Here is a 25,932-nt window from a genome sequence, read left to right as displayed (position 1 = left end):
GTGGTAATAAAAAACCGTTATCTAAACGGCCACAGCGTTTATCTTTGACAATTAATTTTTTATTATGCTAAAGGTAGGCGTTTTCGGCGTAGGCCATCTGGGTAAGTTCCATCTGAACAACTGGAAGGAGATGAAGGATGTAGAACTGGTAGGCTTTTTTGACCCTTCAGATGATGCAGCACAGCAAGTAACTGAAAAATATCAAATCCCCAGGTTCCTGGACCCTGAATTACTGATGGATGCAGTGGATGCCGTAGACATTGTAGCACCCACCACTTACCATTTCGATCTCTGCAGAAAAGCTATCCGGAAAGGCAAGCATGTATTTGTGGAAAAGCCCCTGGCCAATACCATGGATGAAGCGCGTGAACTGGTGAAACTGGTGAAAGAGTCCAATATCAAGTTCCAGGTGGGGCATGTTGAAAGGTTCAACCCTGCTTTCCTCTCCCTCTCCGGTCTCGATCTGCAGCCCATGTTCATTGAAGTGCATCGCCTGGCGGAATTCAATCCCCGTGGCACGGAAGTGAGCGTGATCCTTGACCTGATGATCCACGACATCGATATTATCCTCAATCTCGTGAAGAGTGAAGTAAAGATGATCTCCGCCAGCGGCGTAGCCGTTATGACGGATACACCTGATATCGCCAACGTGAGGATCGAGTTCAATAACGGATGTGTTGCCAACCTCACTTCCAGCAGGATCTCTATGAAGAAGATGCGTAAAATGCGTTTGTTCCAAAAAGATGCGTATATTGGTGTTGACTTCCTTAACAAGAAATCCGAACTGATCAAACTCAAGAGCCCGCTGGATGTGGATGCCTTCTCGTTTGAGCTGGATACACCACACGGGAAACGGACCATCGCGGTGATTAACCCACAAGTACCTGAAGTTAATGCGATAAAAAAAGAGCTCGAATCTTTCCGCGATGCCATCGCGGGCAATACACCTACACGTGTGTCTGAAGTAGATGGTTACAGAGCAATGGACGTAGCGCATCAAATACTTCAGAAAATTAAAAACAACAGTATTGTTGCCTAAACCTTTTAATGGATCAGAAAAACCAATCCACAGTGCCTGGTACCTGCTAAGTGATTATACTGCTGCCGTACTCGGGTGGATCGTTTTTTACTTTGCCAGAAGGTATTTTCTCAATGAGCATATCATCGTCAACAACAAGATCTATCTGAACGACAGATTCTGGTTGGGATTGATGATCATCCCCATTGGGTGGGTTGTATTCCAGGGTTTGCTGGGGGCGTACCAGTCTCTCTACAGGAAATCAAGGCTGAGCGAGTTCGCATTGACCGTGCTCAGTTCCCTCATTGGCTGTACGCTGATCTTTTTTGCCCTGGTGATCAATGATCCCCAGCATCACTATACTTATTTCTACAATGCGCTGGCCACTTATATCGGTGTGCAGGTACTATTCACCTGGGTGGGCCGTCTGGTGATCCTTTCGCGGGTAAGACAACAACTCCTGCGCGGGAATGTGCATTTCAATACCCTGCTCGTAGGCGGCAATTCCGTTGCCACCAGGATCTTTAAGGAAACCCGCGAAGGCCTTGCCAATGCCGGCTTCCACTACAAAGGGTTCCTGGCGGCAGGGCAGGAGCCCAACGGTATCCGGGAATACCTGCCGCAGTTTGGTTCGTATAAGGATATGAGTGAGGTGATAGATCAGCGCGGTATCAAGCTGGTTGTGATTGCGGTAGACAAGAACGAAAAACAACAGATCAATCATATTGTGGAAGTGCTGAGCGAAAAAGATGTGGAAGTGAAGATCGTTCCCGATACGCTCGACATCCTTTCCGGCAGTGTTCGAACCAGCAATATCACCGGCGCCCTGCTCTCCGATATCCGCACAGACCTGATGCCGGAATGGCAACAGAATATCAAACGCGTGGTGGATGTTGTGGTGGCGATTTCCGGGCTTATTCTATTGAGCCCCTTCCTGGCCTATGTTGCCATCAGGGTAAAACTTTCATCGCCCGGTCCGGTTATCTACTCACAGGAACGGGTAGGGTACAGAGGGAGAAGATTCCATATTTTCAAATTCAGGAGCATGTTCAATCATGCTGAAGCCAATGGACCGCAACTGTCCGATACCGATGATCCAAGGATCACTTCCTGGGGCAGGATCATGCGCAAGTGGCGTGTAGATGAACTGCCACAACTATGGAATATCCTCAAAGGCGATATGAGCCTGGTAGGACCAAGACCTGAAAGAGAGTATTATATCCGCAAGATCCAGCAAGAAACGCCCTATTATAATTACCTGCTGAAAGTGAAGCCGGGCCTCACTTCCTGGGGAATGGTGCAATTCGGATATGCCAGCTCAGTGGAAGAGATGGTAACGAGAATGAAATATGATTTGATTTATATCGAAAATGTTTCGCTGGCCATCGATCTGAAGATCATGCTCCATACCCTGCGCATCCTCTTTCTCGGCAAGGGCAAGTGATTTGCTTTGTATCTCCTTTGTAATCCCTTATTTTTGATAAAAGGTACGTTCGTGCACAGACTTCTACTACTCATTGGCTGGTGCTTACTGCTTCAATCCTCACTCTACGCGCAATCAAACTACTGGCAACAGGAAGTTCACTATACCATCGACGTTAGTTTGAACGACAAGGAACATACCCTCGATGGTATGCTTAAGCTGCAGTACATCAATCATTCTCCCGATACACTTCATTTCATCTGGTTCCATTTATGGCCCAATGCCTACAAGAACGATCGTACGGCATTCTCCGATCAACTGCTGGAGAACGGCCGTACTGATTTCTATTTTTCGGATATGGAAAAACGCGGGTATATCAACAGGCTTGATTTCCGCGTGAACAATGCCAGTATCAGAACCGAAGATCATCCGCAATTTATTGATGTGGTGAAAGTTTGGCTCCCTCAACCATTGGCGCCCGGCGCACAAACCCAGATCACTACACCATTCCATGTGAAGTTGCCCGGCGTTTTCAGCAGAAGCGGCTGGAAGGACCATGCATACCAGGTAGCGCAATGGTATCCAAAACCGGCGGTGTACGACAAACAGGGCTGGCATCCCATGCCTTATCTGGACCAGGGAGAATTCTACAGTGAATATGGTAGTTACGATGTGCGCATCACCGTTCCCGAATACTATGCTGTTGCCGCCACCGGCAATCTGGTGATGGGATCTTACCTCCCCCCGGCCGGTTCAGCACCCGCTCCGAAAAAAGTAGAAAAGAAGAAACATCCTTTCCTCATGGAGAAGAAGCCGGTGAAGAAACCTGCAACTTCATCCTTCAATAAGAACAAGAATAAAAAAGCGGCGCTCGCCATCACTAACGATCCTCCGCCGGATGCGCCTGTTAAGGTAGAAAGAGCCATACCTACACGCACCCTGCAGTTCAAACAGGACCGTATACACGATTTTGCCTGGTTCGCCAATCCTGAATTCATTCTCGATTCCGATACAATCCAGCTGGCTTCCGGCCGCCTGGTCACCGCCAATGTATTCCGCTTGCCATCCAAAAGCGAATTATGGAAAAAAGGACTCCCTATGCTGAAAGAAGCCATCCGCTGGCGTTCTGAAGTGATCGGCGAATATCCTTATGATGTGGTAAGTGTTGCAGAAACACCCATGGGGTTCAGCGGCGGAATGGAATATCCCACCATCACCAGCATTTCTCCGGTGAGCACTGCTTCAGACCTGGAAAGACTGATAGGTCACGAAGTAGGCCATAACTGGTTCTACGGCGTTATCGGCTCCAATGAAAGAGACAATCCCTGGATGGACGAAGGCATCAATACCTATTACGATATCCGCTTTAGTGAGCTTAATAAAGACTCCGGTGGAAACTGGATGACCCGCCGCATTCCTGAAGACGATCCGCGTTTGTTCGTGTCCGTTGTTGCCAAAGACAAACTGGACCAACCCATCACCACTAAAAGCGCGGATTTCACTCCGCTCAACTATGCCGTAGTGGCCTACATGAAAACAGGCCTCTGGATGCAGGAGCTTCAGAAAACGCTGGGCACCCGCCTGTTCGACAGCTGCATGCAGGAGTATTTTAAACAATGGCAGTTCAGGCATCCTTCGCCTGATGACTTTCGTAAAGTAATGGAAGAGACTTCCGGCCGCAACCTGGATAATTTCTTCAAAGAACTGGACCGTAAAGGAGATATATCCCCGTATTTCGGCAGAAAGAAACTCAAACCCACTTTCATGTTCAACTTCAGGGATAACGACAAAGTGAATTACATCAACTTCTTCCCTGCGCTGGGCTATAACAGTTATGATAAACTCATGGCCGGCCTGCTTATTCATAATTACAATCCGCCTTTCCATAAATTCCGTTACGTTCTTGCACCGCTCTATGCATTCGGCAGCAAACAGGTGAATGGCGTGGGAAGGATCGGTTATACCTTTCTGCCCGACAGGAAAATAAGAAAGATCGATATCGGCCTTGGCGCCGCACGCTTTTCCACGATGGAAGGTGTTGACAGCAACAGCAATAAACTGTTTGGCGGTTATTACAGGTTCACGCCGCAACTGCGGGTCACCTTCGGTAACAAGACCGCCCGTAACCCCATCGAGCACTGGATAGAATGGAAGACCTTCATCATTGGTGAGCGTGGTTTCAATTACGCTTTGAGCAGCAAGGACTCTCTTTATCATCCTTACAAAGGAGAAACGAAAACCAGCTATATCAATCAACTGACCTGGAACGTTACCAATTACAGGACCCTGTATCCCTATGATGCGCAATTCCAGATCCAGCAGGGGGATGGCTTCTACCGGGCATCCGCAACCGGTAATTATTTTCTCAATTACGGTACAGGTGGCGGTTTACAGGTGCGCGCCTTTGCAGCCAGGTTCGGCTATATCGGCGGCCATACACCTGAAAAAGAATTCCGCACCATCAGGTACCAGCCCAAACTCACGGCCGTACGTGGTTATGAAGATTACACCTACAGCAATTATTTTATCGGTCGTAACGAACAGGAGGGGATCGGTAATCAACAGATCATGGTCCGCGATGGCGGCCTCAAACTGCGCACTGATCTTTTTCAGGACCTCCAGGGAAGGTCCGATAACTGGATCGCTTCCATGAACTTCAACACCACGCTTCCGGCAAAAATGTTCCCCATCGAACTACCTGTTCGTTTGTTCCTGGACGTTGGCACCTATGCTGAAGCCTGGAAGAAAGATGCCTATACCAGCCGTTTTCTCTATGTGGGCGGCGTACAACTGGTGCTGTACCGCGAACTGATCAATATCTATATACCGGTGGTGTACAGCAAAGAATTCCGCGATAATCTCAAAACAGTTCCCGAAGAAAACAAATTCCTGAAGAAGATCTCTTTCAGCATCGATATTCACAGGTTGAACCTGCGCAGGATGACTAAAAACTATTATTCATTCTAAGGCATAGCCCGGCATGCAGCCCCTTCCCGCCATACGATACCTGACACGGTCAGAACTGGATGTCCAGCGCTGGGATGCCGCTATCCAAAAGGCTGATAACGGGCTTCCCTATGCGTACAGTATTTACCTGGACCATATGTGTAAGCAATGGAGCGCGCTGGTCCTGGGTGATTACGAAGCCGTGATGCCACTCACCTGGAACAGCAAATACGGAATAGCTTATTTGTACCAGCCTCCATTTACCGCGCAGCTGGGGATATTCGGGAATCATCTCACGCCTTCACTGATCGAGGCTTTCCTGTCTGCCATTCCCAAAAAATTCCGCCTGATCGAGATCGAGCTCAACCAGGCCAATGCTTTTAAAAATACCAGTGCCAATAAAGATGCCAATACCAGCTCCCGAAAGAACGCCAGCATTTCCCTTCGCAACAACTATGTACTGGACCTCAGGTCTCCCTACGAAACTCTTCAATCTGGATACCGTGAGAATATCCGGCGCAATATCAAAAAGGCGCAGCAGCTCAATAGCCGTTATGAAACAAATATTCCCATTTCAGAGGTACTAAGTCTTTCCAAATCCCAGATGCAGGGGATCACCAACCTTACCGACCGCGATTATCAGAACTTTGAATCGCTCTTCAACCACCTGCATGAGCAAAGCAAAGCCATTGCCTGCGGTGTCTATGATGTCAACAACAACCTGCTTGCCAGCTGTGCTTACGTATTTTCGAACAATCGTGCCTGTTATATCCTGGTAGGCAATCATCCCAATGGCCGCACCAGTGGCGCCTCTCATTTCCTCATCGACCGTTTCATTCACCAGCATGCGGGCCAGGACCTCATTCTTGACTTCGAGGGTTCCGATATCCGCAACCTGGCTTTCTTTTACAGCAGTTTCGGCGCGAGCCTGGAAACATATCCGTCACTCCGTATTAACCGCCTACCGTGGCCAATTCGCCTTCTCGGGATCTGAAAAAGCAGTCTGGAAAACAAACCGTCGCGGGAGGATATTTATTGAGCGATGGATAGGATAGATGGGGCGGGAGGAATGCTATTGTGCTTTTTTCGCTTTTGTTTTCAAGGCCTGTTTTTCAGAACCCTCGCCGGCATGATGTTGCGGGTGCATCAGTTCTGTTTTATATTTGGTTAGTCTGATGAAATCCGATAGGTCTGCCGTTACGCATTTCGGTTAAATATTGCTGTTAGGATTAATGAGAATGAATGGTGGAAGGATGGTATTCTGGAAATGAATGAAAGTGGAATAACACTATAAAGGAATTCAGGAATAATTGAATATTGAATTAGTAGTATTAAGGACTGATTGACAAAACGCAATTCAATCCATCATTACTCAAAAATTCCAAAGCCCGGACACCGCAGCATCATTTCATCAGCACTGCTGCACTCTCACCCATCCCCCTCTCACAGCGTGATTGAGCGAACGGGATATGTCATAAGCGGCCTCAGAATCGTAAGCGAAGAAGATCAATAGAATTACTACCGCCTGATCCAACCAACCCACAGCCCATCAATCAACCCAAAGCGCTGGTTCGTTTCTCAGCCGCGTAGACAGATCCCTTCGCGAACCCAGCCCAATAAACCATTGCGAATATCACGCCCCTAACTCAAATCCCCATTTCGCGTTCCTCAAGGATTTTTTCTGCTATGAGGATATCCAGCGGTCTGGTGATCTTGATATTTGTGGGTTCACCTTCCAGCAGATGTATTTTCACGCCTAGTTTTTCCACTACGCTGGCTTCGTCGGTAAAGCTTTCATCATATTCCTGTTCGAATGCTGCTTTGATGAGGTCCGAGTAGAATGTTTGCGGTGTTTGTATGATTTTTATTTTGTTGCGGTCTATTGCAGCATTCCCATTGAAGGTTTCGATGCGGATACTATCAACTGCGGTTACGGCGGGGATGGCGTTGCCGCGTTCCTGGGCCATATTGAAGCAGCGGCGGATGAGGTCCGGGGTGAGGAGGCATCTTACGCCATCATGAACGAAAACGATGGAGTGTTGGTGGATATGATCCAGTCCGTTTTTGACGGAATGGAAACGTGTTTCCCCTCCCGTGGTCATCCAGATGCGATCGGGATCGAAGGTGGAGCGAAGGATCTCATGACCTGTCTGGAGATGTGATTCAGGCAGAACGAGGATGATGGTGAGGTCATCGAATGCTTCCAGGAAGGCGGTGAGTGTGTACCAGAGCACGGGTTTATCGCGCAGGGGCAGGAATTGTTTGGGGACCTGGGTACCCATACGGAGGCCGGATCCACCGGCTACTATCACGGCAAATTTCTTCATTCGTTTTGGTTGTGATGGGTGGCGGCGGGCAATCGTCAGAACTCATTATCGCCACCAAGCAACTCTCTTTCGATTTCCTCCATCTGAACTATGTCCCAGGCCTCACTTTCGGAGGGGGTTACGTTCAGCAGGTCCAGCAGTTCCATTTGGTCCAGCTGGTCTTTTACAGACGATTGAAGCTCACAGATTACAAAGCTGGCCTGTTGCTCGTAAAAGGTTTGTTGAAGCTTTAACAATGTTTCAGCGGCAGCTTCGTCCATGTTTTCAATGTCTTTCAAATTAACGATCACGTTCTTAACGTCAATTTGGAGGAAAGGAAGCAGACTTTCACTCAATTCCGCTGTCATATTGCCAGAAAGAACTGGTTCTTTGATGTAAATGACATGGAATTTTTGCTTGGTATCAATTTTGACCTTCATAACACACTTGGTACTTGTTAACAACCGTTAATAAGACGGCTCGAACAGATGTCAAAAATATTCGTTATTATTGTATAACACAACAAATTATAAAAATGGACAACAATTTTTCAGCCCAGGTGAAAGAGATCATTTCGTTTAGCAGGGAGGAGGCTTTAAGGCTGGGGAACGATTTTATCGGTACCGAACATTTGTTGCTGGGGTTAATCCGGGAAGGAGAGAACACTGCTGTCCGCATTCTCAAGAGCTTCAATGTAGACCTTTATGAGCTCAGAAAGGAAGTGGAGATGGCGGTGAAGGACAAAACCGGAAAGAATATTGCCAACATAAATAGTTTACCCCTAACCAAACAGGCGGAAAAGGTAATTCGTGTAACCGTGCTCGAGGCAAAAGCGCTCAAGAGCCCTACGGTGGAAACCGAACACTTGATGCTCTCGATTCTCAAGAACAAAGAAAACATAGCTACTCAAATTTTAAATCAATTCGACGTGGATTACGATCTTTTCAGAAATGAATTAGGCGTGGTGAAGAGCAACGACGTACGAAGCGAGTACGCTGATGAAGGTGAAGATGATTTTGATGAAGAGAAAAAATATTCGCAACAGAAATCACGCGCATCAGGCAATGCAAAAAGCAAAACGCCCGTGCTCGATAATTTCGGCCGCGACATCACCAGACTTGCAGAGAACGGATCACTCGATCCCATCGTAGGACGTGAAGCCGAGATCGAACGTGTATCTCAGATCCTCTCACGCCGCAAAAAGAACAACCCGATCCTCATCGGTGAACCAGGTGTTGGTAAAACCGCTATCGTGGAAGGATTGGCGTTACGTATCGTGCAAAGAAAAGTATCACGCGTGTTGTTCGACAAACGTGTGATCTCACTGGACCTCGCCGCTCTCGTGGCAGGCACCAAATACCGTGGTCAGTTTGAAGAAAGAATGAAAGCGATCATGAACGAGCTCGAAAAGAACCGCGACGTGATCCTGTTCATCGATGAGATCCACACCATCGTGGGCGCCGGCGGCGCTTCCGGTTCACTGGATGCTTCCAATATCTTCAAACCAGCCCTCGCCAGAGGTGAGCTCCAATGCATCGGCGCTTCCACGCTCGACGAGTACAGGATGTATATCGAAAAAGATGGCGCCCTCGACCGCCGCTTCCAGAAAGTAATGGTTGAACCGCCTTCCGTAGACGAGACCATCCAGATCCTCAACAATATCAAGTCCAAATACGAAGACTACCACAACGTTACTTACAGCGACGATGCCATCGAGGCTTGTGTGAAACTCAGCGACCGCTACATCACAGACCGTCTCCTGCCAGACAAGGCAATCGACGTGATGGATGAAGTAGGCGCACGCGTTCACCTCAAGAACATCAATGTGCCCAAAGAGATCCTCGATCTCGAGAAGAAGATCGAAGATGTAAAAGTGGAAAAGAATAAAGTGGTGAAGAGTCAGAAGTTTGAAGAAGCCGCTTCCCTCCGCGATACTGAAAAACGCCTCCAGGAAGAACTGGAAAAAGCGAAAGCAGGATGGGAAGAGGAAAGCAAACACAAACGGTATCCCATAGACGACGAAGCCATTGCCGAAGTGGTGAGCATGATGACCGGTATCCCCGTTAAACGGATGGTACAGGCTGAAAGCGAAAAACTCCGTCGCATGTCTGAAGACATGAAGGGAATGGTTGTTGGTCAGGACGAAGCCATCGAGAAAGTGGTGAAAGCCATCCAGCGTAACCGCGTGGGCCTGAAAGATCCGAAGAAACCCATCGGTACCTTCATCTTCCTCGGACCTACCGGTGTAGGTAAAACCGAGCTGGCGCGTTCACTCGCCCGTTATATGTTCGACTCTGAAGATGCGCTGGTGCGTATCGATATGAGTGAATACATGGAAAAATTCACCGTGAGCCGCCTGATCGGCGCTCCTCCCGGATATGTTGGATACGAAGAAGGTGGTCAGCTCACCGAAAGAGTGCGCCGCAAACCTTACTCCGTGATCCTGCTGGATGAGATCGAAAAAGCACACCCCGATATTTACAATATCCTGTTGCAGGTGCTGGACGATGGTCAACTCACCGATGGTCTCGGTAGAAAAGTGGACTTCAAGAATACTACTATCATCATGACTTCGAATATCGGTGTACGCCAGTTGAAAGATTTCGGGGAAGGTGTAGGTTTTGCAACAGCAGCCCGCACTCAATCTTCCGATGAGAACAACAAGGCTGTGATCGAGAAAGCGCTGAAACGTACTTTCTCTCCCGAGTTCCTCAACCGTATCGATGATGTGATCATCTTCAATTCCCTCACCAAGGAGAATATCTTCAAGATCATCGATATCCTGATGAAGGGTGTTACCAAGCGTTTGCAATCACTCGGATTCACACTGGAGCTCACCGAAGAAGCGAAGAACTTCATTGCAGAGAAAGGTTACGATGTTCAGTTCGGCGCCCGTCCGCTGCACAGGGCCATCCAGAAATACCTGGAAGATCCGCTGGCGGAAGAGATCCTGAACCTGCACATCAAACAGGGTGATACCATGATTGCGGACCTGGACAAAGAGAACAACAAGATTACGTTCACTATCCAGGAACCCAGTAAGTCAACAAAATCAGAAGCATAAGCTCAATATAGTTTTTCACTACAAGGAAACACTTAGGCTCCGTCGAAAGGCGGGGCCTTCTTTTTGCAAAGTAATAGACTCGCATGCGCCGGGGGTGACTAAAGAGGGCGGCGTGCGGGCAGTCGCTCGCCTCCCGGCGAGTGACTTGTATTTGCTCGCCTCCGGCGAGCACTGTGTCGCCGGAGGCGACGGAATAATACTCACTCGCCAGAGGCGAGCGAGTGGGGTCTCCGAATAGCAAAGAGATGCCCTCTTTTCATCGCCTCTGTTTGCAGATTAAAATCCGTTAAGTGTATACTTTTTTCCCAATAGCCATCGTTTAAAAAATATAAGTCCTTGTGTTTTGCTTCCTTGATGAGGCGCCGGCCATTTTTCGCGATGCCACCACCCTGATCAGGGGCATGGACACTACTAAAAAATCCAGTGCTTACCGAAAACCAGGTGACTTACAGTAGTGAGTCCACTTTGTCGTCGCCCACTACATTATTAAGGAGGCGGGCCAGTTTGCTGGACCGCTTTCTTGTTTTACAGAATCAAATGCTTTAACATTGCGGCATGAGTTCTGCCAACAATTGGAAGCACCGCATGCGCGTATTGAACCGTATCGTTCCAAAGAAATTCTACCGCTTGTTCGGCAACCGCAATATGCGTTGGCAACCTCATTCTTTCTACTCCATCAAACCCGGCTATCACCACGCCATCAGCGCAGAAGATTTTGATGATACGATCAATAAAGATGAATGGCAGCGCAGCGTGTATGAGCTGGCGCTGGCAAAAGCGTCCGCCATGGATCAGCCATCGATCCTCGATATCGGATGCGGAAGCGCATTCAAACTCGTGAATATGTTCGGCAGGTACAAGATCACAGGCGTAGAGGTGGAGCCTACCTTCAGTTGGTTGAAACAACAATACCCGCAACATGAATGGGCGCTTTTTGATGAAACAGATCCTGCTTCACTGGAAGGCGACCTGGTGATCTGTTCCGATGTGATTGAGCATATTCCTAATCCGGATGACCTGATGGAATTCCTGGAAGATATTCCTTTCAGACTTCTCGTGATCAGCACACCCGAGCGAGATCTGGAGGCTGGGAAAAAAGATTTTGGCCCTCCCGCCAATACAGCCCATTACAGGGAATGGAATGGCGCCGAATTCAGGAACTATCTCAGGCGATGGTTCAATGTGGATGAGCATCATGTACTGCATGATAAAAGCATTACACAGGTTGCTGTTTGTTCTCCCAAAATAAGCCCGGCGGGATGATTGCCCCGGACACCACTTATTGCGGATTCCCGCTTTTTCCGCATTTTTGCATTGCAACATGAACAAGAAGATCATCATCACTATCGACGGCTGGAGCAGCTGTGGCAAAAGCACCCTTGCAAAACAACTGGCGAGAGAACTGGGATATGTGTATATCGACAGTGGCGCCATGTATCGCTCCATCACTCTTTACTTTCTCCGCAATCATGTTGACTGGACCCATCCCGAAGCAGTACATGAAGCATTGGGGCATATCAAGCTCGAATTCCACGCCAATCATAAGAATGGACAAAGCGAAATGTTCCTCAACGATGAGAACGTGGAATATGTGATCCGCGACCTGGTGGTAGCTGAAAAAGTAAGCGAAGTAGCCGCTATCCGTGAAGTCCGCGAATTTGCCGTTAAGCAGCAACAGGCGATGGGTAGAAAGAAAGGGATCGTGATGGATGGTCGCGATATTGGTACTGTAGTATTCCCTGATGCAGAGCTTAAAATTTTCATGACTGCTGATAATGCGATCCGCGTTCAGCGTCGTTTCAAAGAGCTCTATGAAAAGAATCCCAATGTGACCATTGAAGAAGTGAGGGCCAATCTTGAGATGCGCGATTATATAGATTCCCACAGGGAAGTAAGCCCGTTAAGACAGGCAGAAGACGCCCTGGTGCTGGACAATTCCCATCTTACCATCAGGCAACAGTTGGATATCGCCCTGGAATGGGTGAAGGAAAGATTGTAGCAATCACAAGTAGAACTGCTCTGTGATCACTTTTCCATTTTTCAAAGTATACACGCAGAGTTCCGGCATCTTCATCCTGCCTTTGCCTTTCATGGTAACGTCCATGGTCATCACAAAAGCGAAGGAGTTTTCCGCAAGGATAGGTTCCCCTACCTCGATACTGTGCATTTCTTCCACCATGCTTTGGAATTTTTCGCCTTTTGCAAGAATGTTTTTCAATCCCTTCGTCTCTTTTTCGAAATCCGCAGTGGCATAAGGTTCGATGCTGGAAACATCATCTGCATAGAATGCTTTCTGGGCTGGTTCCCATTGTCCTTCGCGGCAGTAATTGGCCATTTTGGTGGCGATCTCTTTAGTGGTCATAGAGTTATTGGTTTTAGGATGATGAGTGCAAAAAGCGGGCCTGGGCCCGCTGGATTCCTATTAAGGGAATGAAGATATTACTTAGATATCACTTATATATTCCTTAGATAACCCTTATATATTGTTTCTCATTTAAGATAAGTGATATCTTTATTATTAAAGAATTAAATAACATGGTTAAGTGGTAATTTAGGCAAAACCAAATTCTATGGCAAAGATACCGGCATCTTCCAAAGCAGCTATGGATGCGTTGATGAATGGGCTTTCTTTTTATACCATGCGCGGAGTGGACAAAGTGATTATCCGGAGAAAGGGCGGTCCTAAGAAATCCGCAATCCGCAAGAGTCCCCAATTTTCAAATATGAGACATAGCCAAAGTGAGTTCAAGATCCGTGCCAGGATAGTCAGGTATGTGAGAACGGCAATGATCTACCAGAACATGCTTGCGGATTACAATTTTGCAGGACCGTTGAATGCGTTGATGCGAAAGGTGCAGGTGTTGGATAAAGTGAATGATCTCGGTCAGCGGGGAGTTTTTCTATCCCGGCAAAAAGAAGTACTGACAGGGTTTTCATTGAATAAGAATAATATTTTCGATGCTGTGGTCAGGTACCCTGTAAAAGCAGAGATCAACCGTGAGGGGTTATCTGCATTGGTTCATATTCCTGCGATTATTCCTGGTGTTAATTTCTTTAGTCAAAGCAAATATGCTTATTACCGGTTTAGGGTAACCTTAGGCGTTATACCTGATGTTAGCTGGTCAAAGCATGGTCCGGTGGTGAAGGATAATTCCAACAAAGCTCATCCTCATGGAATGCGTGATACGGGTTGGTTTCCGGTTAAGAAAGGATCTCCGGAAATGGAAATCGAGATCAGGCTGGATGGGAAAGAGTTGGCCGATGATTGCACGATGATGCTGACGATTGGTATTTGTTATGGTGTGGTGCAGGATAAGGATGATATTTTGCAGGCGCAACGGGCGGGCTGTGCGAAGGTGTTGGAAGTGGGGTGAAGAGGGAAGGATTTCCTTTGCATTAATCTTTCTCTACTTGATGCCAGCAAAAAATTTATCTGGAGAAATTTTTAACGCATCTAACGCAGTAAATAATGAAGTTAAATACATGTCCTCCCCACTTTCAAGCCTGGAAATTTGTGTAGGATTCAACCCGTGTTCATAAGAAAAAAAATTACGGTTGGTATGCTCTGCAGCAATGCGTAATTCTTTATAGTGGTTTCCAATCTTCTTCAACCACGCTTTATGTGAAGCTTTTAATTCCCTCTTTTTCTTCATACACAAATAAACTGAAATTGTTGAATTAGGTATTCTCACATTAGGGGTACTCAAAATAGAGAAACACAAATTTGATATTTTGAATTATTCGATTTACCTTAGTGGTGGTTATGGCTTTGGTAGATTAGTTTCCTGTCTTTAATGGAAAGACAATCCATTCTTGTGATCCTTCCTTAGAAGGACTTCGCTCATTATTCTCGTCAGAAACTCCGCTAAGTGTTTCTCCATGCCGGGATGATATGAGATAAGTGCCGCCGCTACCTGATCGTGTAGTGCCCGGCCCCTCTATCAGCTTGCTGGCATGGATACTTAGCGGTAACTGAGGGCAAGACGAGGGGCCTGGCATTACCAGTTCCTGCCAATCTATTCCCTCGCATTTCCAGCTTATTCTGCGGCTTTGAGTTTTCAGGGCTTGCACCCTTTCATTCATCATTAAAAACATTTTTTATGGGTACAAAAAAGAGAAGCCCGTATTACAATCAACCTGTGCATCTGAATGTAGAGCAATTACGAAAACCGGAAAAGGTGGTTCGCGAATTCTGGACTTCCTATCACCTGGATGATTTCCGGACATTCATCGAGGAATTCAAAGAAGTGGCTTTAACGAATGATTGCGAAGAATATGCTGAGCCAAGAGACAGGAGTAATTTCCTGTTTTTTACGAGGCAGCTGGTGTTAATGGCAGAGGCCAGTTACTTATTGATAAAAGATGAGCTTCCGGCTTCTTACAGAACAACCTCATAAAATCTGAACTATGTTTCCTTATCAACCTTCGGACGCTCTTGCTGAATTAGTTAGCAGGATGCAATCAGCTGTAGCATTGGATAAGGTGTTTTTACTTGGTGTAGAAGTGAATGGATTTGTAAGCTCAATTTTTTGTCCTGCTCAGGAAATCAAAGGCCCTGCTTCATCTTATTTTTTATTGCTACTAACAAGGGAAGGGGAGAGGCGCAGTGATGATGTGATAGTGGACATGCTCGAACAACGAAATAAGAAAAAAACTCCAATTCATTTGATTGTTTATCCTGCAAAGTTCTTATGCCAATGGATGCGGAATGGGCAATATTTTGCCACAAAAGTGATTGAAGAAGCTCCACTTTTGTATGATTCCGGAATAACTTCTATTCCGCAGCCGGATTGGAGTTTGCGTGATCAGGTGTTCACAACTCATTTAGATGAATCTCGAAATGCCTTCCAGAGAAGCACATCTTTTCTGGCTGCAGCCGAATTATTCCAGTTGCGGAAAGATCTTGCGATCTGCGCTTTCAATCTTCACCAGGCTGCCGAGCACGCTTGTATTTCGTTTCTGCTTAGAAATATGGGTCTGAGGTCGAATACTCATAATATTGATAAGCTCTTGCGTTATTCAACTTTGATATCCCCAGAACTGAATCAGGTTTTTCCTCGAGTTGAGGAGTCAGATAAGGAGTTGTTTAAGCTGCTTCAACAAGCGTATATTCATAGCCGGTATAAGGAATATTATATTTCCATGGAGCAAGTTGAAATCTTGATGGAGAGGGTAAAGAAGATTGATAGTATAGTGAGCATGCTAACCCCTTTGGCTCGACGGGCTTGAATGATTTTTGGATAAAATCCGGTACTAGGCATTTGAAATTTAGTTTATCTTAGGTCAGACACAACGATTTCATACGAACAGCTTTTGTTGTGTGAGTTGTATCAAGCTTTCAAAATTTAGTTTATCTTAGGTCAGACACAACTCAAGCCTCTTATCGAGATGATAGAATTCAGTTGTATCAAGCTTTCAAAATTTAGTTTATCTTAGGTCAGACACAACAATTACACGGTTCACGCCAGTAAGGGCGCCGTTGTATCAAGCTTTCAAAATTTAGTTTATCTTAGGTCAGACACAACTATTGCTTTCTCTGTTCATTTCCGGGTGCGGTTGTATCAAGCTTTCAAAATTTAGTTTATCTTAGGTCAGACACAACATTGTTGATACCAATGATTACATCACAGCGTTGTATCAAGCTTTCAAAATTTAGTTTATCTTAGGTCAGACACAACGTTGGAATTCTGTTCCGCATGCTGTCGAGGGTTGTATCAAGCTTTCAAAATTTAGTTTATCTTAGGTCAGACACAACCACACAGAAGTAACGCGCAATGTAACGCAGGTTGTATCAAGCTTTCAAAATTTAGTTTATCTTAGGTCAGACACAACGACCGCATATTACCGGTAATACGACCCGGTGTTGTATCAAGCTTTCAAAATTTAGTTTATCTTAGGTCAGACACAACAGTCAGGATCTGCGCCAACCAGTGCATTGAGTTGTATCAAGCTTTCAAAATTTAGTTTATCTTAGGTCAGACACAACATTAGCACGCAAAACATATTTCCGATACCGGTTGTATCAAGCTTTCAAAATTTAGTTTATCTTAGGTCAGACACAACCTCTTCTTCAAAGACATGGGATACCAACATGTTGTATCAAGCTTTCAAAATTTAGTTTATCTTAGGTCAGACACAACGTTTCGGTGCTCCTGGCATTACTAAAAGCTGTTGTATCAAGCTTTCAAAATTTAGTTTATCTTAGGTCAGACACAACTTGTGCCCGCAAATATTGATGCTGTTGCAGTTGTATCAAGCTTTCAAAATTTAGTTTATCTTAGGTCAGACACAACGCGCGCAGGTTTTCAAGGTTGTAATCTTTGGTTGTATCAAGCTTTCAAAATTTAGTTTATCTTAGGTCAGACACAACAGGAATGGTTGAAACCCTTTCCTGTTGTGTGTTCTGGCCTGTTTGATCGATAATAATTTCGAGCAATTTCTGGTATTTTTCACCTCAATCAATTCATTTTTCCCATCCTGTCAGAATAATTCAAGCTGCTGAGCTGTATCCGGTGTTTTAGCAGGTTCCTTTCCCTGAAATATCTCCATCATCCCAAACTGTTTATCAGTTACACACATAATTCCTACATGGCCTTTCGGTGGTAATATTTTTTTCACCCTTTGAATATGCACTTCTGCGTTTTCCCGGCTGCTACAATGCCTCAGGTAAATACTGAATTGAAACATCTGAAAACCATCTGCCAGGATCTCCTTTCGGAACCTGGCATAGATTTTCCTGTCTTTTTTCGTTTCGGTTGGTAGATCGAAAAAAACCAGTACCCACATGATCCTGTAAGCATTTAGTCGTTCAAATGATGTATTGGTAGAGGCCATGTATAAAATGTCAACTCAATACAGGATAAACTATTTTTCGGGTTTCCCCTGAATAACATTTACAGAGACTGGCAGTGGTTCTCTGAACAGCAATCATTAAAGGGCTTTTTTGCCCATCGATCATCACATCCATTGCAGGAACCGACAACAAAGCTTTTTTCATGGACGGTGTCATCTCAAGATATTGACCATTAGAACGTATAATTTGACACACTTCCCTGTCCACAAACGGGCGGTAAGGTTCCATAATATCATCAGCAAGGCAATAAGCATTATATTGATTACGATGATGGATACCCAGTGTAGGCAGCAATCCCGATCCTACCAGGTTACGTGCAACCAACCCCCTCAGGATCGCATAACCATAATTGAGTAAGTTGTTTGGTGGAGCGCCAAATCGCTCCCTCTTGAAACAAAGAAAATCCGGGAATAATTTTTTCCAATAATAGGCTGCTGCTTTAGCTTCATGATTTCCGCTATCGCCGCTTTTTACTTCGTTGGCGTAATTGATCAATAATTTGTTCTCCTGCTTCTGAATGCCTAGCAAAACTGCCTGGTTGTAAATTTTAGCTGATACTGTTTGTTGCCATAACTGCTTTTTCAAAGGAACGGTGGCTTCGATCTGCTCCCTGAAGTGCTGGCTTTGCAAATTATTGCCATCGAGGTTCAATAATAATCCTGTAGGATGATGTGTTTGATCACAAGTGATCAGGGCAACATTGTTCGCCAGCAATTTAGCGATGAGTGCCTGAGTGATGGTGATTTGCTGATGGTCCAGGATCACCAGCCCAATATCTTCAATTGGCGCTGATTTTGTTTCGCTTTCTGAAGGCAGCTCGATGACCATCTGCTCATTGGAAAGTTTCAAATATGCAGGGTTGCCAAAATACAATGTCCGCTTGATCATAGCTTACTGTATTAGTTTCTTTACCTGTCCCAGCCTGTCAACAATCAGTTTTACACATTTCTCACGGATAGATAGACCGTTCAATGCAAGTTGCAGTTTATTGCCTGATGTAAATTCCTGGCCATCCGAAATGAGTTTGGCAACATGACAGGGAATGGCCAAAAGAGTAACTCCTGTGAAATTGACAATTTTGTAAATTTTTCTTACATCCAACAGGCTTAATGGTTCCGGTACGTTCACTTTACCATTTTCGATTTCATCTTCGTCAGGCATATATATGAGATCATTGGGTGATAAGCTGAATAATAGCGGGTGCCCATCTGCATTACGTTCCGGAACGGGTAACTCTCCCTGCTTTCTGCGTTCAATGGCCTCATCCAAACGGATGGTTTCATACACGCGATTTCCTTTCTCATTTAAGTAAATCCCAAAAAATAAGTTTGTACCTTTTTCTGCTTCCACATATTTATGCCGGCTATTGTAAGATTGGCCAACCTGAAACTTATAACCGGTTATCTCAGCCAGCCTGACTTTATAAATTGGCTTGTGGAACTTGCCGTCATTCAATTCAATGATATTTCGGTTCAACTCTTCCAGCCCCTCTGGTGAAAATGCCTTCTCCGGGTTTTCTTTTATGGCGCCATCAGTCACTTCATCAAACTTTGCCAGGTGTTTAAGCAAAATATTTTGGATGGCAGGAGAAGTAACTTTTGCAATTCTCTTTTTATCGAATTTATCATCCAATTCCTTCCGTGAAGCTACAAAGTCAGCATCCCTGAAATGAACCTCTACCTTTGATATATCTTGCCCATTCCACAAGTTTTTTGTTTTCTTGAAATATTGCACCAGTTGCTTTTCATCATTTCCCTCCAACACCAGTTTTTTAATAAAAGATCGAAGCCTTTTATCCACAATGTTTTTCCATTGCGGTATGGCTTCCATCAATCTGACCTGTTTGACCGATGCCAGTTCAACCCTGCCAGATACTGTGGCCTGATGCAGTGGCTTCCTGATGGCCCAATGATGAGCGCTTTGTTGCGTAACCAGTATTTTTTTCAAATTGCCTTGTTCGTCCTTTCTCCAGGCCAGGTGTTTATTTCGGGCGCGCGTAAGTATCACTACCTGTTGCCTGAAACTGGGAATGATATTTTGTAATGATGATTTTACTTCCTCTGTAAATGTTGCCCAGGGTTTTTTGAAAAACCAGGAATAATCTCCGGAACCGGGTTGATTATTTTTTTTCTCACAAAGCAATTGGCGAAGCTCATATCTGATATTTCCTTTGTCTGCCGCATGCTCATTGTTCATGAAATTGACATGATTGCGGGTAGTGCAGGCTACAATGATTGCATCCAGGGCATGATGACGGTGATCGATCCTTTTCTTCGAGAAGTTCTTCTGTTTCGTAAGAGGCACTTCTGCTTGAAAATATTTTTTCCCTTCCTTGTTAACCCATTGGCCGTAATCATTACTCTTGGTTATTGCATTCATCCTTTCAAATCTTGGAGCAACCAATTGACTCCAGATGTCATTCAGGCCCCAATGCTGGCGGAGGGTTGAAGTGATGCTGCCGTTACTTACTAACAGATTTTTTGAAGTGGCGTCCTCCTCATTTTGCTCCCTTACTACATTGGAAAGCAGTTGTTTTACCATTTTACTGATATACCGGCTATCATTCAACTGCCGCTGAATGAAACTTTCAGGAATTTCGGCCATCATCAATCTTTTCAACTTACTCTTATTGCCGGAATAATTCAATTTGATGAAATGCTCATATTCTGCCAGGGTAAAAATGGTAATGGGTTTACCTCCGTTGGAGAGTTCTGGAACTGGAGTTCCGCCCTTCTGGCTGATAAATTCATAGGCCAGCCGGTTGTCTTTATAATCACTGTTGATAACCCTTTCACAGATCACTTTATTGTTGAACGAATCATCAAAGAAGCGGGAGCGAGGAATGATATGTTCAATGTCATAATCCCTGGTGAATAGTTTAGTCAGGGGGATAATAGCTCCTGTGTACGGCGATCTGTATCTCTGCTGTAGCCACAACTTATATTTAAGGAGTTGCTGACTGGAAGGTTGCGGCAATTTTGCAATGGTTGCGATATCTTCCGGTACCTCATTGCTGCTTAGAGCTCCTTCTTCATAGAGTTTGAGTATCTCCAGTTGCATGGGAGAATGAGGCCGAACATTCTCGAAGGTTCCATCATTCATGAGCTCCAACAACAATGCTTTGAGCCTGAGATGGGTGTTTTCATTTACCCTGTTCTGATCGGTGATTTGTTTCCTTTTTTCATTCGGATTTTTCATTTCACGACCCAGTTCTACGTGGATTTCCTGGAAGAATCCTGGCTGCGATTGTCCGTATTCGACCCAGATATCCTTTACAACGCGCAGGGTTTCATTCACTATCTTTTCAACAATCGGATTGCGTAGCGAATGTTGTGGAACAAGTTGTATGTCATCTGGCCTATCCCATTTATTTGCCTGGTCACTCTCTGCATGACGGTTATAAACAATACTTGTTGCCAGCCACTCAGGAAGTCCCTGGAAATCTTCAATGCTTGTCATGTGACCGGTCTGCTTTCTCACGGTTTCACTGATGGTTTCGTCAGCCTCTGCATTGACTAAATGATCGATCCGCTGACGGGTAACGGAGTCGATGTCATTTTCATTCCAGTATTTTCCTGACCGTATCAACGGCAATAATTTGTTGAGACTTTTTTGAGAATAAGCTCCGTGGTCATTTTCGAAAGGGGGGAATTTTCGAAATTGCTCTACAAATGAAAGGTCGAGATTGTGCTTCGTTGCAAAAGTTTTGAGTGCTTTCTCAAGGTCCGCCTTATTCTCCACAGAATAAAGGATATGCCAAAGGGCAACTTCCCTTTCCTGGGTTAGAAAGCCCTCTGCATCTGTCGTTACCAGTTTGAGCCTGCTTTTGATAGCCGTCCTGGTTTCGTTGGCGGGATATTTTTTGTCAGGAAGATGGTTCCACCTGAAATTACCAGCATTCTTTCCCAATTGAAAACCGGGATATTTCAAAAATGCTTTTTCATCGATTTCCTTTCTTTCATTGAGCCATTGAAATAAATCAGCCTTTTGTTCAGGAGTAGCCAGGTACTCATTGGTTACGTCATCGTCTATTACAAGTTTCCCGTTTTCCTGTTTTTCTTTTTCGATTATCCGGATCCGTTGGATGAAGTTCCATAAACGAAATTCCTGGAAAAGAGAGTGGGAAGCAGGCAGGCATTTGAGGTATTCTTTGATCAACTCCCCGTCTTTTTTTATAAACGGAATTCAAACCTGCAATTGCTGATCAGTGATTTTTTGCTTTTCAGGGGACGCTGATAGAATAGGATATCTTCTATTAAAAGATAAGCGATACCTTTCGGTTGCAGATGGTTCCTGTGATTGATATTGTGAGGATATAATTCCTCCAGGCATTGTTTAAAAAGAGCTTCATTAGCAAACTCCGGGTGAAAAGTTGCCTGTCTTTGCAGGATGAGTTGAATTTCCTCCTTGTAGTACTTGCGCTCAATCACATTGATCAATCGTCCTTTGATCTTTTGCGATGGATTTTGAAGGAGGGCATCATAGATATATTCCCCGGGCGTTTTCTTCGATTTTTCCAGGTCTGCTTCAGTCTTCTTTTTGAGCAGGGTCCAGTCGTCTGCTAAGGGAGCGCGAATACTGCGCGATTCTTTTCCATATTTATCATTTTTTACTGATCCATCTTCGTTGAGGTCGGTAGTAACTATGAAATCCCGGTATGAACCTTCCCAGTTGATGGGAGATTTACTCTTCCTTTTGTATATGAATCCATTTTCCAAATGGATGGCGTACCAGGTTTCATCTTTTTTCTTTTCCTCTTCAACAACTTTGGTTACAAGAAGTGATTTGTACTCTACCTGCTTTTTTGGGGTAGCATCTTCTTCCTCTTCCCGGAGTTGATTATAACCTCTTTTTTGATTGAAATGGAGCAATATCCAGGCAAGTTCCTCCTTGCTGATTTTCTGGGTGAGCGCTTTTTTTCGAAGGAAATAGATCGTCCAGTTGGCAGGAATACTTTTCCCGCCGGCAACTATTTGCGGCTGATGTGTAGCAAAGTCCCGGACCATTTCATGGAAACTGTCCATGAAATAGAATGCTGCTTCGCCAGTGGCCCCCGGAATGGAACTGAGTTTCGGTTCTGTGCCAGGAAAAAATTTACCAGGATGGTTGATGAAGTCGATTTGCGCTGCATAATGGTTAGGAAGAAATCCGCAAAGGTTCAGGATGCGATGCAATCTTTCTCTTCGCAGTAGTTTTCTCTCCCTGAGGCGCCGTGCGGTTCTCAGACGGGTCCTTTCTGCGGTGGGGGACTGTGATTGGCCTTTGTCGAAGTTGGACAATTCATCCTGCGACATTGGAATGATTCGGCAACCTGAAGCAAGGATCTTGTTCCCGTTGGAAGATTGAAGGGTAAGTGCCCACCCGATAGAGTTAGTGCCCAGGTCCAGGCCGAGAATTATTTTTTTCATAGTGGCGAAACCGTTTTTTTTGATTTATTCTTATCTTTAAAATCTAAATTTTGAAAGATTGATACAATAAGGATTATTCCGTTGTATTACACATTTAAAGCGGCGCAAGTCGCTTTCTTTTTTTATAGACTAACTGGTTGGGAAACAAAGGAGAAACACACAAGAAAAAGTAATGCTGAGTGAAAAAATTGATCCTGAACGAAAGGAAGCATTATCAGCAAGACTTACCAACCAAGATAATCAATTCCCGAAGAAATAAAAAGCTTACCGGACAGAGGCAGCAATTACTGATGGCTATGTTTATGGGATTTGTCTTGATATCAACATCTATTAAAGTTCCCTCAGTCTCTGGCTATTATTGAATAATCTTTATGTAAATCAGTTAATGAGTATTATGTAAATTGCTTAATTAGAACTATGTTATTTGTAATAAATTCCATAGTTTTATGATATGGGTACCTTCGTTTCCAGGCAATTAACTCCAATTATAGAGGCACAAATATCAAAATTTCCTGTTCTGGCTGTTACTGGGCCCAGGCAATCTGGTAAAACCACCTTGCTGAAAAACCTGTTCAGCCATTACAGATATGTTTCGCTGGAAAACCCTAATACCCGTGAGTTCGCAACTGTAGATCCCGTTGGATTCCTCAATCAATATGATAAGTTTGTTATTCTCGATGAAGTACAAAGAGCGCCTTCGCTATTCTCTTATATTCAGGCAAGAGTTGATGAGTCGGGGTTAATGGGACAGTATATTCTTTCCGGTTCTCAAAACTTTCATTTGTTGAATAACATAACACAATCATTGGCAGGAAGAGTTGCGTTGTTCAAATTACTGCCTTTGGATTTTTATGAATTGGGTTCAGAGCAATTACTGGAAACTACTTACCTGCAAGCGGCTATAAAAGGATTTTATCCTGCAATTTTTGACAGACAAATCGATCCTGTAGTTTTTTATTCCAACTATCTGCAAACTTATATTGAAAAGGATGTAACCGAGCTCTTAAATATTAAGGAGTTAAAAATATTCAGGACGTTCGTGAGTTTATGCGCAGGAAGAGCCGGACAACTTTTAAACATAAGTGCACTGGCCAATGAATGTGATATTAGTGTGAACACAGCCAGAGCCTGGCTCTCCTTACTGGAAAGCAGCTATATCATTTTTCTCCTTCAGCCATATCATCAAAACTTCAATAAGCGCCAGATAAAAACTCCTAAGCTATATTTTTATGACACCGGCCTGTTGAGTTATCTGCTTGGAATCAGAACACCTGAAGAGTTGAGCGAAAACAGATCAAAAGGACAGGTTTTTGAAAATATGGTGATTGCAGAATATCAAAAGAAAAATCATCACCAATATCTCCACTATGATTATTTTTTTTGGCAGGATAGTAATGGCAATGAAGTAGATCTGCTGAGAAAAATAAGTAATGGATTTGAGATTGCGGAAATAAAAGCAACAGAAACGGTAAGCAATTCATTGTTCAAAGAAATGGACCGCTTTGAACAAATAGCAGCACCTGCAATAGTTGAGAAAACGCTTATTTACGGTGGAAATGAAAACGAAAACTGGAGTAAATACAAAGTAATGAGCTGGAAAAATATCCAGGGACCTTCTAATTCATAGTCTGATCACTTCCTGTGTTTCTTCCTTGCCAGCTTCTTTACTTATCACGCTTAATGGAAATCCGGGATAAGCTTCCATAAATTTATAGTACTTCGAAGCTTTATACAATGCATCATTGTATTTTACTTCGTAAGCCAATCCTTTATGCAACGATTGTTCTATCACAAAATCAACTTCACTACCATCTGAAGTACGCCAATAGCGGAGTGACTCTGGAGTATACAGATCTCTCAATCTTGTATAGACATAATTTTCAAGAAGAGGACCTTTATCCAGGCGTTGGTTCAGGTTGTTGAAGTTGTTCAGCAATGCATTGCGAAGCCCTGTATCATTGTAATATACCTTTGGCATTTTGGTGATCTCTTTGCGCAGGTTGCCAAACATGGGGCGTAGCAACTGAATGATAAAGCTCTTTTGCAAGAGATAAACATAATTATCTACAGTATGGCCAGACATTTGAAGGGTGTTACCAATTTCATGATGATTGACCTGATTTCCGGATTGTTCTGCTAAGATCCTTGCCAACTGAAAGAATTTGTACTCTTCCTTTACACCTGCTTCCAGTGCATCTTTTTTCATATAGCTATTGACCAGTTCCTTGAGTATTTCCTGTTTCTCATCAATATTGGAGGCAAGTACAACTGCCGGATAACCACCATATACGATGTATTCGTCGAAGAGGATATCAATCTTTATTTTTTGCAACCCTGTATAGGTTTTTCTTTTACGAATTTGCTGTAACTCTGTAATCAGATCATCCTCTTGTTTGAAATGCAGATATTCGTCAAAAGAAAGCGGATATATTTCAAATACTTTTTTTCTTCCTGCCAAACTATCCTTAAAGCTTTTATCAATGTAAAATCCACTACTTCCGGTAGCAATTATTTTAATGCTGTCGTGGTATTTGTCATACAGTAGCTTTAAGAAGTTGCTGGGGTTGTTTGCATATTGTACTTCATCAATTATTATGTAAAGCTTTTTCCCTTCCGGGATTTCTGATGGGAGGAGTGTGTAATTAAATATATTTTCAGGATGTTCATCAATTGTGCGTAGAATTGTGAGGTCTTCAAAGCTGATGAAATAATTTATCTCTTTCTGCTTTGTTAGTATTTCGGAAAGTTGTTTTACCAGGGTAGTTTTTCCAACCTGTCTCGGCCCTACCAGAATTGTATGCTGTGGCTTGGATAAATGGTCTTTTAGTATTTGTAAGGCATCCCCTCTTTGCATAAGTATATTTTTCTACTGCAAAAGTATCGGTTTTTTTTGCAGTGATACTTCAAAAATATC

General features: G+C 44.3%; 20 protein-coding genes and 1 CRISPR repeat array. Of the genes, 11 read left to right on the top strand and 9 right to left on the bottom strand.

Going from position 1 to position 25,932, the window contains the following annotated elements; genetic code table 11:
• Positions 1–64: 64 nt before the first annotated feature.
• Genes D9Y29_RS06055 through D9Y29_RS06040 form a run of 4 tightly spaced genes read left to right on the top strand, consistent with a single transcriptional unit; the run spans position 65 to position 6,381 of the window.
• Positions 65–1,039 (top strand): Gfo/Idh/MocA family protein, encoded by a 975-nt coding sequence (locus D9Y29_RS06055; protein ID WP_127126064.1) that lies wholly within the window; start codon positions 65–67, stop codon positions 1,037–1,039.
• Positions 1,032–2,462: a sugar transferase gene (locus tag D9Y29_RS06050; protein ID WP_164735284.1), complete on the top strand. Its 1,431-nt coding sequence runs from the start codon at positions 1,032–1,034 to the stop codon at positions 2,460–2,462. Before D9Y29_RS06055 ends, D9Y29_RS06050 begins: the two co-directional genes overlap by 8 nt.
• A 51-nt stretch (positions 2,463–2,513) precedes the next feature.
• Positions 2,514–5,408: a M1 family metallopeptidase gene (locus D9Y29_RS06045; protein WP_127126060.1), complete on the top strand. Its 2,895-nt coding sequence runs from the start codon at positions 2,514–2,516 to the stop codon at positions 5,406–5,408.
• Between the two features lie 13 nt (positions 5,409–5,421).
• Complete coding sequence (locus D9Y29_RS06040; RefSeq protein ID WP_127126058.1) at positions 5,422–6,381, top strand: hypothetical protein; 960 nt, start codon at positions 5,422–5,424, stop codon at positions 6,379–6,381.
• Positions 6,382–7,033: 652 nt separating this feature from the next.
• On the opposite strand, the gene D9Y29_RS06035 is transcribed toward D9Y29_RS06040, so the two are convergent.
• Positions 7,034–7,714, bottom strand: coding sequence for a 2-C-methyl-D-erythritol 4-phosphate cytidylyltransferase (locus tag D9Y29_RS06035; protein ID WP_127126056.1), 681 nt, complete (start codon positions 7,712–7,714; stop codon positions 7,034–7,036).
• Between the two features lie 35 nt (positions 7,715–7,749).
• A complete protein-coding gene (locus D9Y29_RS06030) occupies positions 7,750–8,133 on the bottom strand; it encodes an STAS domain-containing protein (protein ID WP_127126054.1) in 384 nt (127 codons plus the stop codon).
• Positions 8,134–8,228: 95 nt separating this feature from the next.
• On the opposite strand from D9Y29_RS06030, the gene D9Y29_RS06025 reads away from it, so the two are divergent.
• From D9Y29_RS06025 to cmk, 3 genes are all read left to right on the top strand, one after another.
• Positions 8,229–10,757, top strand: a complete 2,529-nt coding sequence (locus D9Y29_RS06025) for an ATP-dependent Clp protease ATP-binding subunit (RefSeq protein ID WP_127126052.1) — start codon at positions 8,229–8,231, stop codon at positions 10,755–10,757.
• A gap of 555 nt (positions 10,758–11,312) precedes the next feature.
• Complete coding sequence (locus D9Y29_RS06020) at positions 11,313–12,020, top strand: class I SAM-dependent methyltransferase (RefSeq protein ID WP_127126050.1); 708 nt, start codon at positions 11,313–11,315, stop codon at positions 12,018–12,020.
• Between the two features lie 58 nt (positions 12,021–12,078).
• Complete coding sequence (cmk, locus tag D9Y29_RS06015; RefSeq protein ID WP_127126048.1) at positions 12,079–12,756, top strand: (d)CMP kinase; 678 nt, start codon at positions 12,079–12,081, stop codon at positions 12,754–12,756.
• 3 nt (positions 12,757–12,759) lie between these two features.
• On the opposite strand, the gene D9Y29_RS06010 is transcribed toward cmk, so the two are convergent.
• Positions 12,760–13,119, bottom strand: coding sequence for a SnoaL-like domain-containing protein (locus tag D9Y29_RS06010; RefSeq protein WP_127126046.1), 360 nt, complete (start codon positions 13,117–13,119; stop codon positions 12,760–12,762).
• A gap of 208 nt (positions 13,120–13,327) precedes the next feature.
• Here D9Y29_RS06010 and D9Y29_RS06005 point away from each other — a divergent pair, with 208 nt between their 5' ends.
• Positions 13,328–14,131, top strand: a complete 804-nt coding sequence (locus D9Y29_RS06005; RefSeq protein ID WP_127126044.1) for a hypothetical protein — start codon at positions 13,328–13,330, stop codon at positions 14,129–14,131.
• Positions 14,132–14,164: 33 nt separating this feature from the next.
• Here the strand turns inward: D9Y29_RS06005 and D9Y29_RS06000 are convergent, their stop codons facing one another.
• Entirely contained in the window at positions 14,165–14,410 is a 246-nt protein-coding gene (locus D9Y29_RS06000) for an XRE family transcriptional regulator (RefSeq protein WP_127126042.1), read from the bottom strand.
• 447 nt (positions 14,411–14,857) lie between these two features.
• On the opposite strand from D9Y29_RS06000, the gene D9Y29_RS05995 reads away from it, so the two are divergent.
• Positions 14,858–15,154 (top strand): hypothetical protein, encoded by a 297-nt coding sequence (locus D9Y29_RS05995; RefSeq protein ID WP_127126040.1) that lies wholly within the window; start codon positions 14,858–14,860, stop codon positions 15,152–15,154.
• A 10-nt stretch (positions 15,155–15,164) separates the two neighbouring features.
• Positions 15,165–15,986, top strand: coding sequence for a HEPN domain-containing protein (locus D9Y29_RS05990; RefSeq protein WP_127126038.1), 822 nt, complete (start codon positions 15,165–15,167; stop codon positions 15,984–15,986).
• An 18-nt stretch (positions 15,987–16,004) separates the two neighbouring features.
• A CRISPR array of direct repeats spans positions 16,005–17,127; the repeat unit is 47 nt; unit sequence GTTGTATCAAGCTTTCAAAATTTAGTTTATCTTAGGTCAGACACAAC.
• A gap of 110 nt (positions 17,128–17,237) precedes the next feature.
• Here D9Y29_RS05990 and cas2 read toward each other — a convergent pair.
• From cas2 to cas9 (D9Y29_RS26650), 4 genes are read right to left on the bottom strand one after another with little or no spacing between them, the layout of a single operon-like run.
• Positions 17,238–17,543 carry a CRISPR-associated endonuclease Cas2 gene (gene cas2 / locus D9Y29_RS05985; RefSeq protein WP_206513735.1) on the bottom strand — a complete coding sequence of 102 codons (306 nt, stop codon included), beginning with the start codon at positions 17,541–17,543 and terminating at the stop codon, positions 17,238–17,240.
• A 58-nt stretch (positions 17,544–17,601) separates the two neighbouring features.
• The gene (cas1, locus tag D9Y29_RS05980; RefSeq protein ID WP_127126034.1) at positions 17,602–18,498 is read right to left on the bottom strand and encodes a type II CRISPR-associated endonuclease Cas1; all 897 of its coding nucleotides are present in this window, start codon (positions 18,496–18,498) and stop codon (positions 17,602–17,604) included.
• A gap of 3 nt (positions 18,499–18,501) precedes the next feature.
• A complete protein-coding gene (cas9, locus tag D9Y29_RS05975) occupies positions 18,502–21,768 on the bottom strand; it encodes a type II CRISPR RNA-guided endonuclease Cas9 (RefSeq protein ID WP_206513724.1) in 3,267 nt (1,088 codons plus the stop codon).
• Positions 21,769–21,782: 14 nt separating this feature from the next.
• Positions 21,783–23,018, bottom strand: coding sequence for a type II CRISPR RNA-guided endonuclease Cas9 (cas9, locus tag D9Y29_RS26650; protein ID WP_206513723.1), 1,236 nt, complete (start codon positions 23,016–23,018; stop codon positions 21,783–21,785).
• 451 nt (positions 23,019–23,469) lie between these two features.
• On the opposite strand from cas9 (D9Y29_RS26650), the gene D9Y29_RS05970 reads away from it, so the two are divergent.
• Positions 23,470–24,645, top strand: coding sequence for an ATP-binding protein (locus D9Y29_RS05970; protein ID WP_127126032.1), 1,176 nt, complete (start codon positions 23,470–23,472; stop codon positions 24,643–24,645).
• Here the strand turns inward: D9Y29_RS05970 and D9Y29_RS05965 are convergent.
• Positions 24,640–25,872, bottom strand: a complete 1,233-nt coding sequence (locus tag D9Y29_RS05965; RefSeq protein ID WP_127126030.1) for an ATP-binding protein — start codon at positions 25,870–25,872, stop codon at positions 24,640–24,642. The genes D9Y29_RS05970 and D9Y29_RS05965 overlap by 6 nt on opposite strands.
• Positions 25,873–25,932 lie beyond the last annotated feature (60 nt).

Source organism: Pseudoflavitalea rhizosphaerae, assembly GCF_003991355.1.
Lineage (GTDB): Bacteria > Bacteroidota > Bacteroidia > Chitinophagales > Chitinophagaceae > Pseudobacter > Pseudobacter rhizosphaerae.
This window is presented reverse-complemented; position numbering and strand designations above follow the sequence as displayed.

Bases quoted from the DNA above. Each gene is read 5' to 3' on its own strand.
- cmk (WP_127126048.1), top strand. From the start codon at position 12,079: ATGAACAAGAAGATCATCATCACTATCGACGGCTGGAGCAGCTGTGGC.
- D9Y29_RS06000 (WP_127126042.1), bottom strand. From the start codon at position 14,410: ATGAAGAAAAAGAGGGAATTAAAAGCTTCACATAAAGCGTGGTTGAAG.
- D9Y29_RS06040 (WP_127126058.1), top strand. From the start codon at position 5,422: ATGCAGCCCCTTCCCGCCATACGATACCTGACACGGTCAGAACTGGAT.
- D9Y29_RS05995 (WP_127126040.1), top strand. From the start codon at position 14,858: ATGGGTACAAAAAAGAGAAGCCCGTATTACAATCAACCTGTGCATCTG.
- D9Y29_RS05970 (WP_127126032.1), top strand. From the start codon at position 23,470: ATGGGTACCTTCGTTTCCAGGCAATTAACTCCAATTATAGAGGCACAA.
- D9Y29_RS06025 (WP_127126052.1), top strand. From the start codon at position 8,229: ATGGACAACAATTTTTCAGCCCAGGTGAAAGAGATCATTTCGTTTAGC.
- D9Y29_RS06005 (WP_127126044.1), top strand. From the start codon at position 13,328: ATGGCAAAGATACCGGCATCTTCCAAAGCAGCTATGGATGCGTTGATG.
- D9Y29_RS06055 (WP_127126064.1), top strand. From the start codon at position 65: ATGCTAAAGGTAGGCGTTTTCGGCGTAGGCCATCTGGGTAAGTTCCAT.
- D9Y29_RS06010 (WP_127126046.1), bottom strand. From the start codon at position 13,119: ATGACCACTAAAGAGATCGCCACCAAAATGGCCAATTACTGCCGCGAA.
- D9Y29_RS05965 (WP_127126030.1), bottom strand. From the start codon at position 25,872: ATGCAAAGAGGGGATGCCTTACAAATACTAAAAGACCATTTATCCAAG.
- cas9 (WP_206513723.1), bottom strand. From the start codon at position 23,018: ATGAAAAAAATAATTCTCGGCCTGGACCTGGGCACTAACTCTATCGGG.
- cas2 (WP_206513735.1), bottom strand. From the start codon at position 17,543: ATGTGGGTACTGGTTTTTTTCGATCTACCAACCGAAACGAAAAAAGAC.
- D9Y29_RS06030 (WP_127126054.1), bottom strand. From the start codon at position 8,133: ATGAAGGTCAAAATTGATACCAAGCAAAAATTCCATGTCATTTACATC.
- D9Y29_RS06020 (WP_127126050.1), top strand. From the start codon at position 11,313: ATGAGTTCTGCCAACAATTGGAAGCACCGCATGCGCGTATTGAACCGT.
- D9Y29_RS05990 (WP_127126038.1), top strand. From the start codon at position 15,165: ATGTTTCCTTATCAACCTTCGGACGCTCTTGCTGAATTAGTTAGCAGG.
- D9Y29_RS06035 (WP_127126056.1), bottom strand. From the start codon at position 7,714: ATGAAGAAATTTGCCGTGATAGTAGCCGGTGGATCCGGCCTCCGTATG.
- cas1 (WP_127126034.1), bottom strand. From the start codon at position 18,498: ATGATCAAGCGGACATTGTATTTTGGCAACCCTGCATATTTGAAACTT.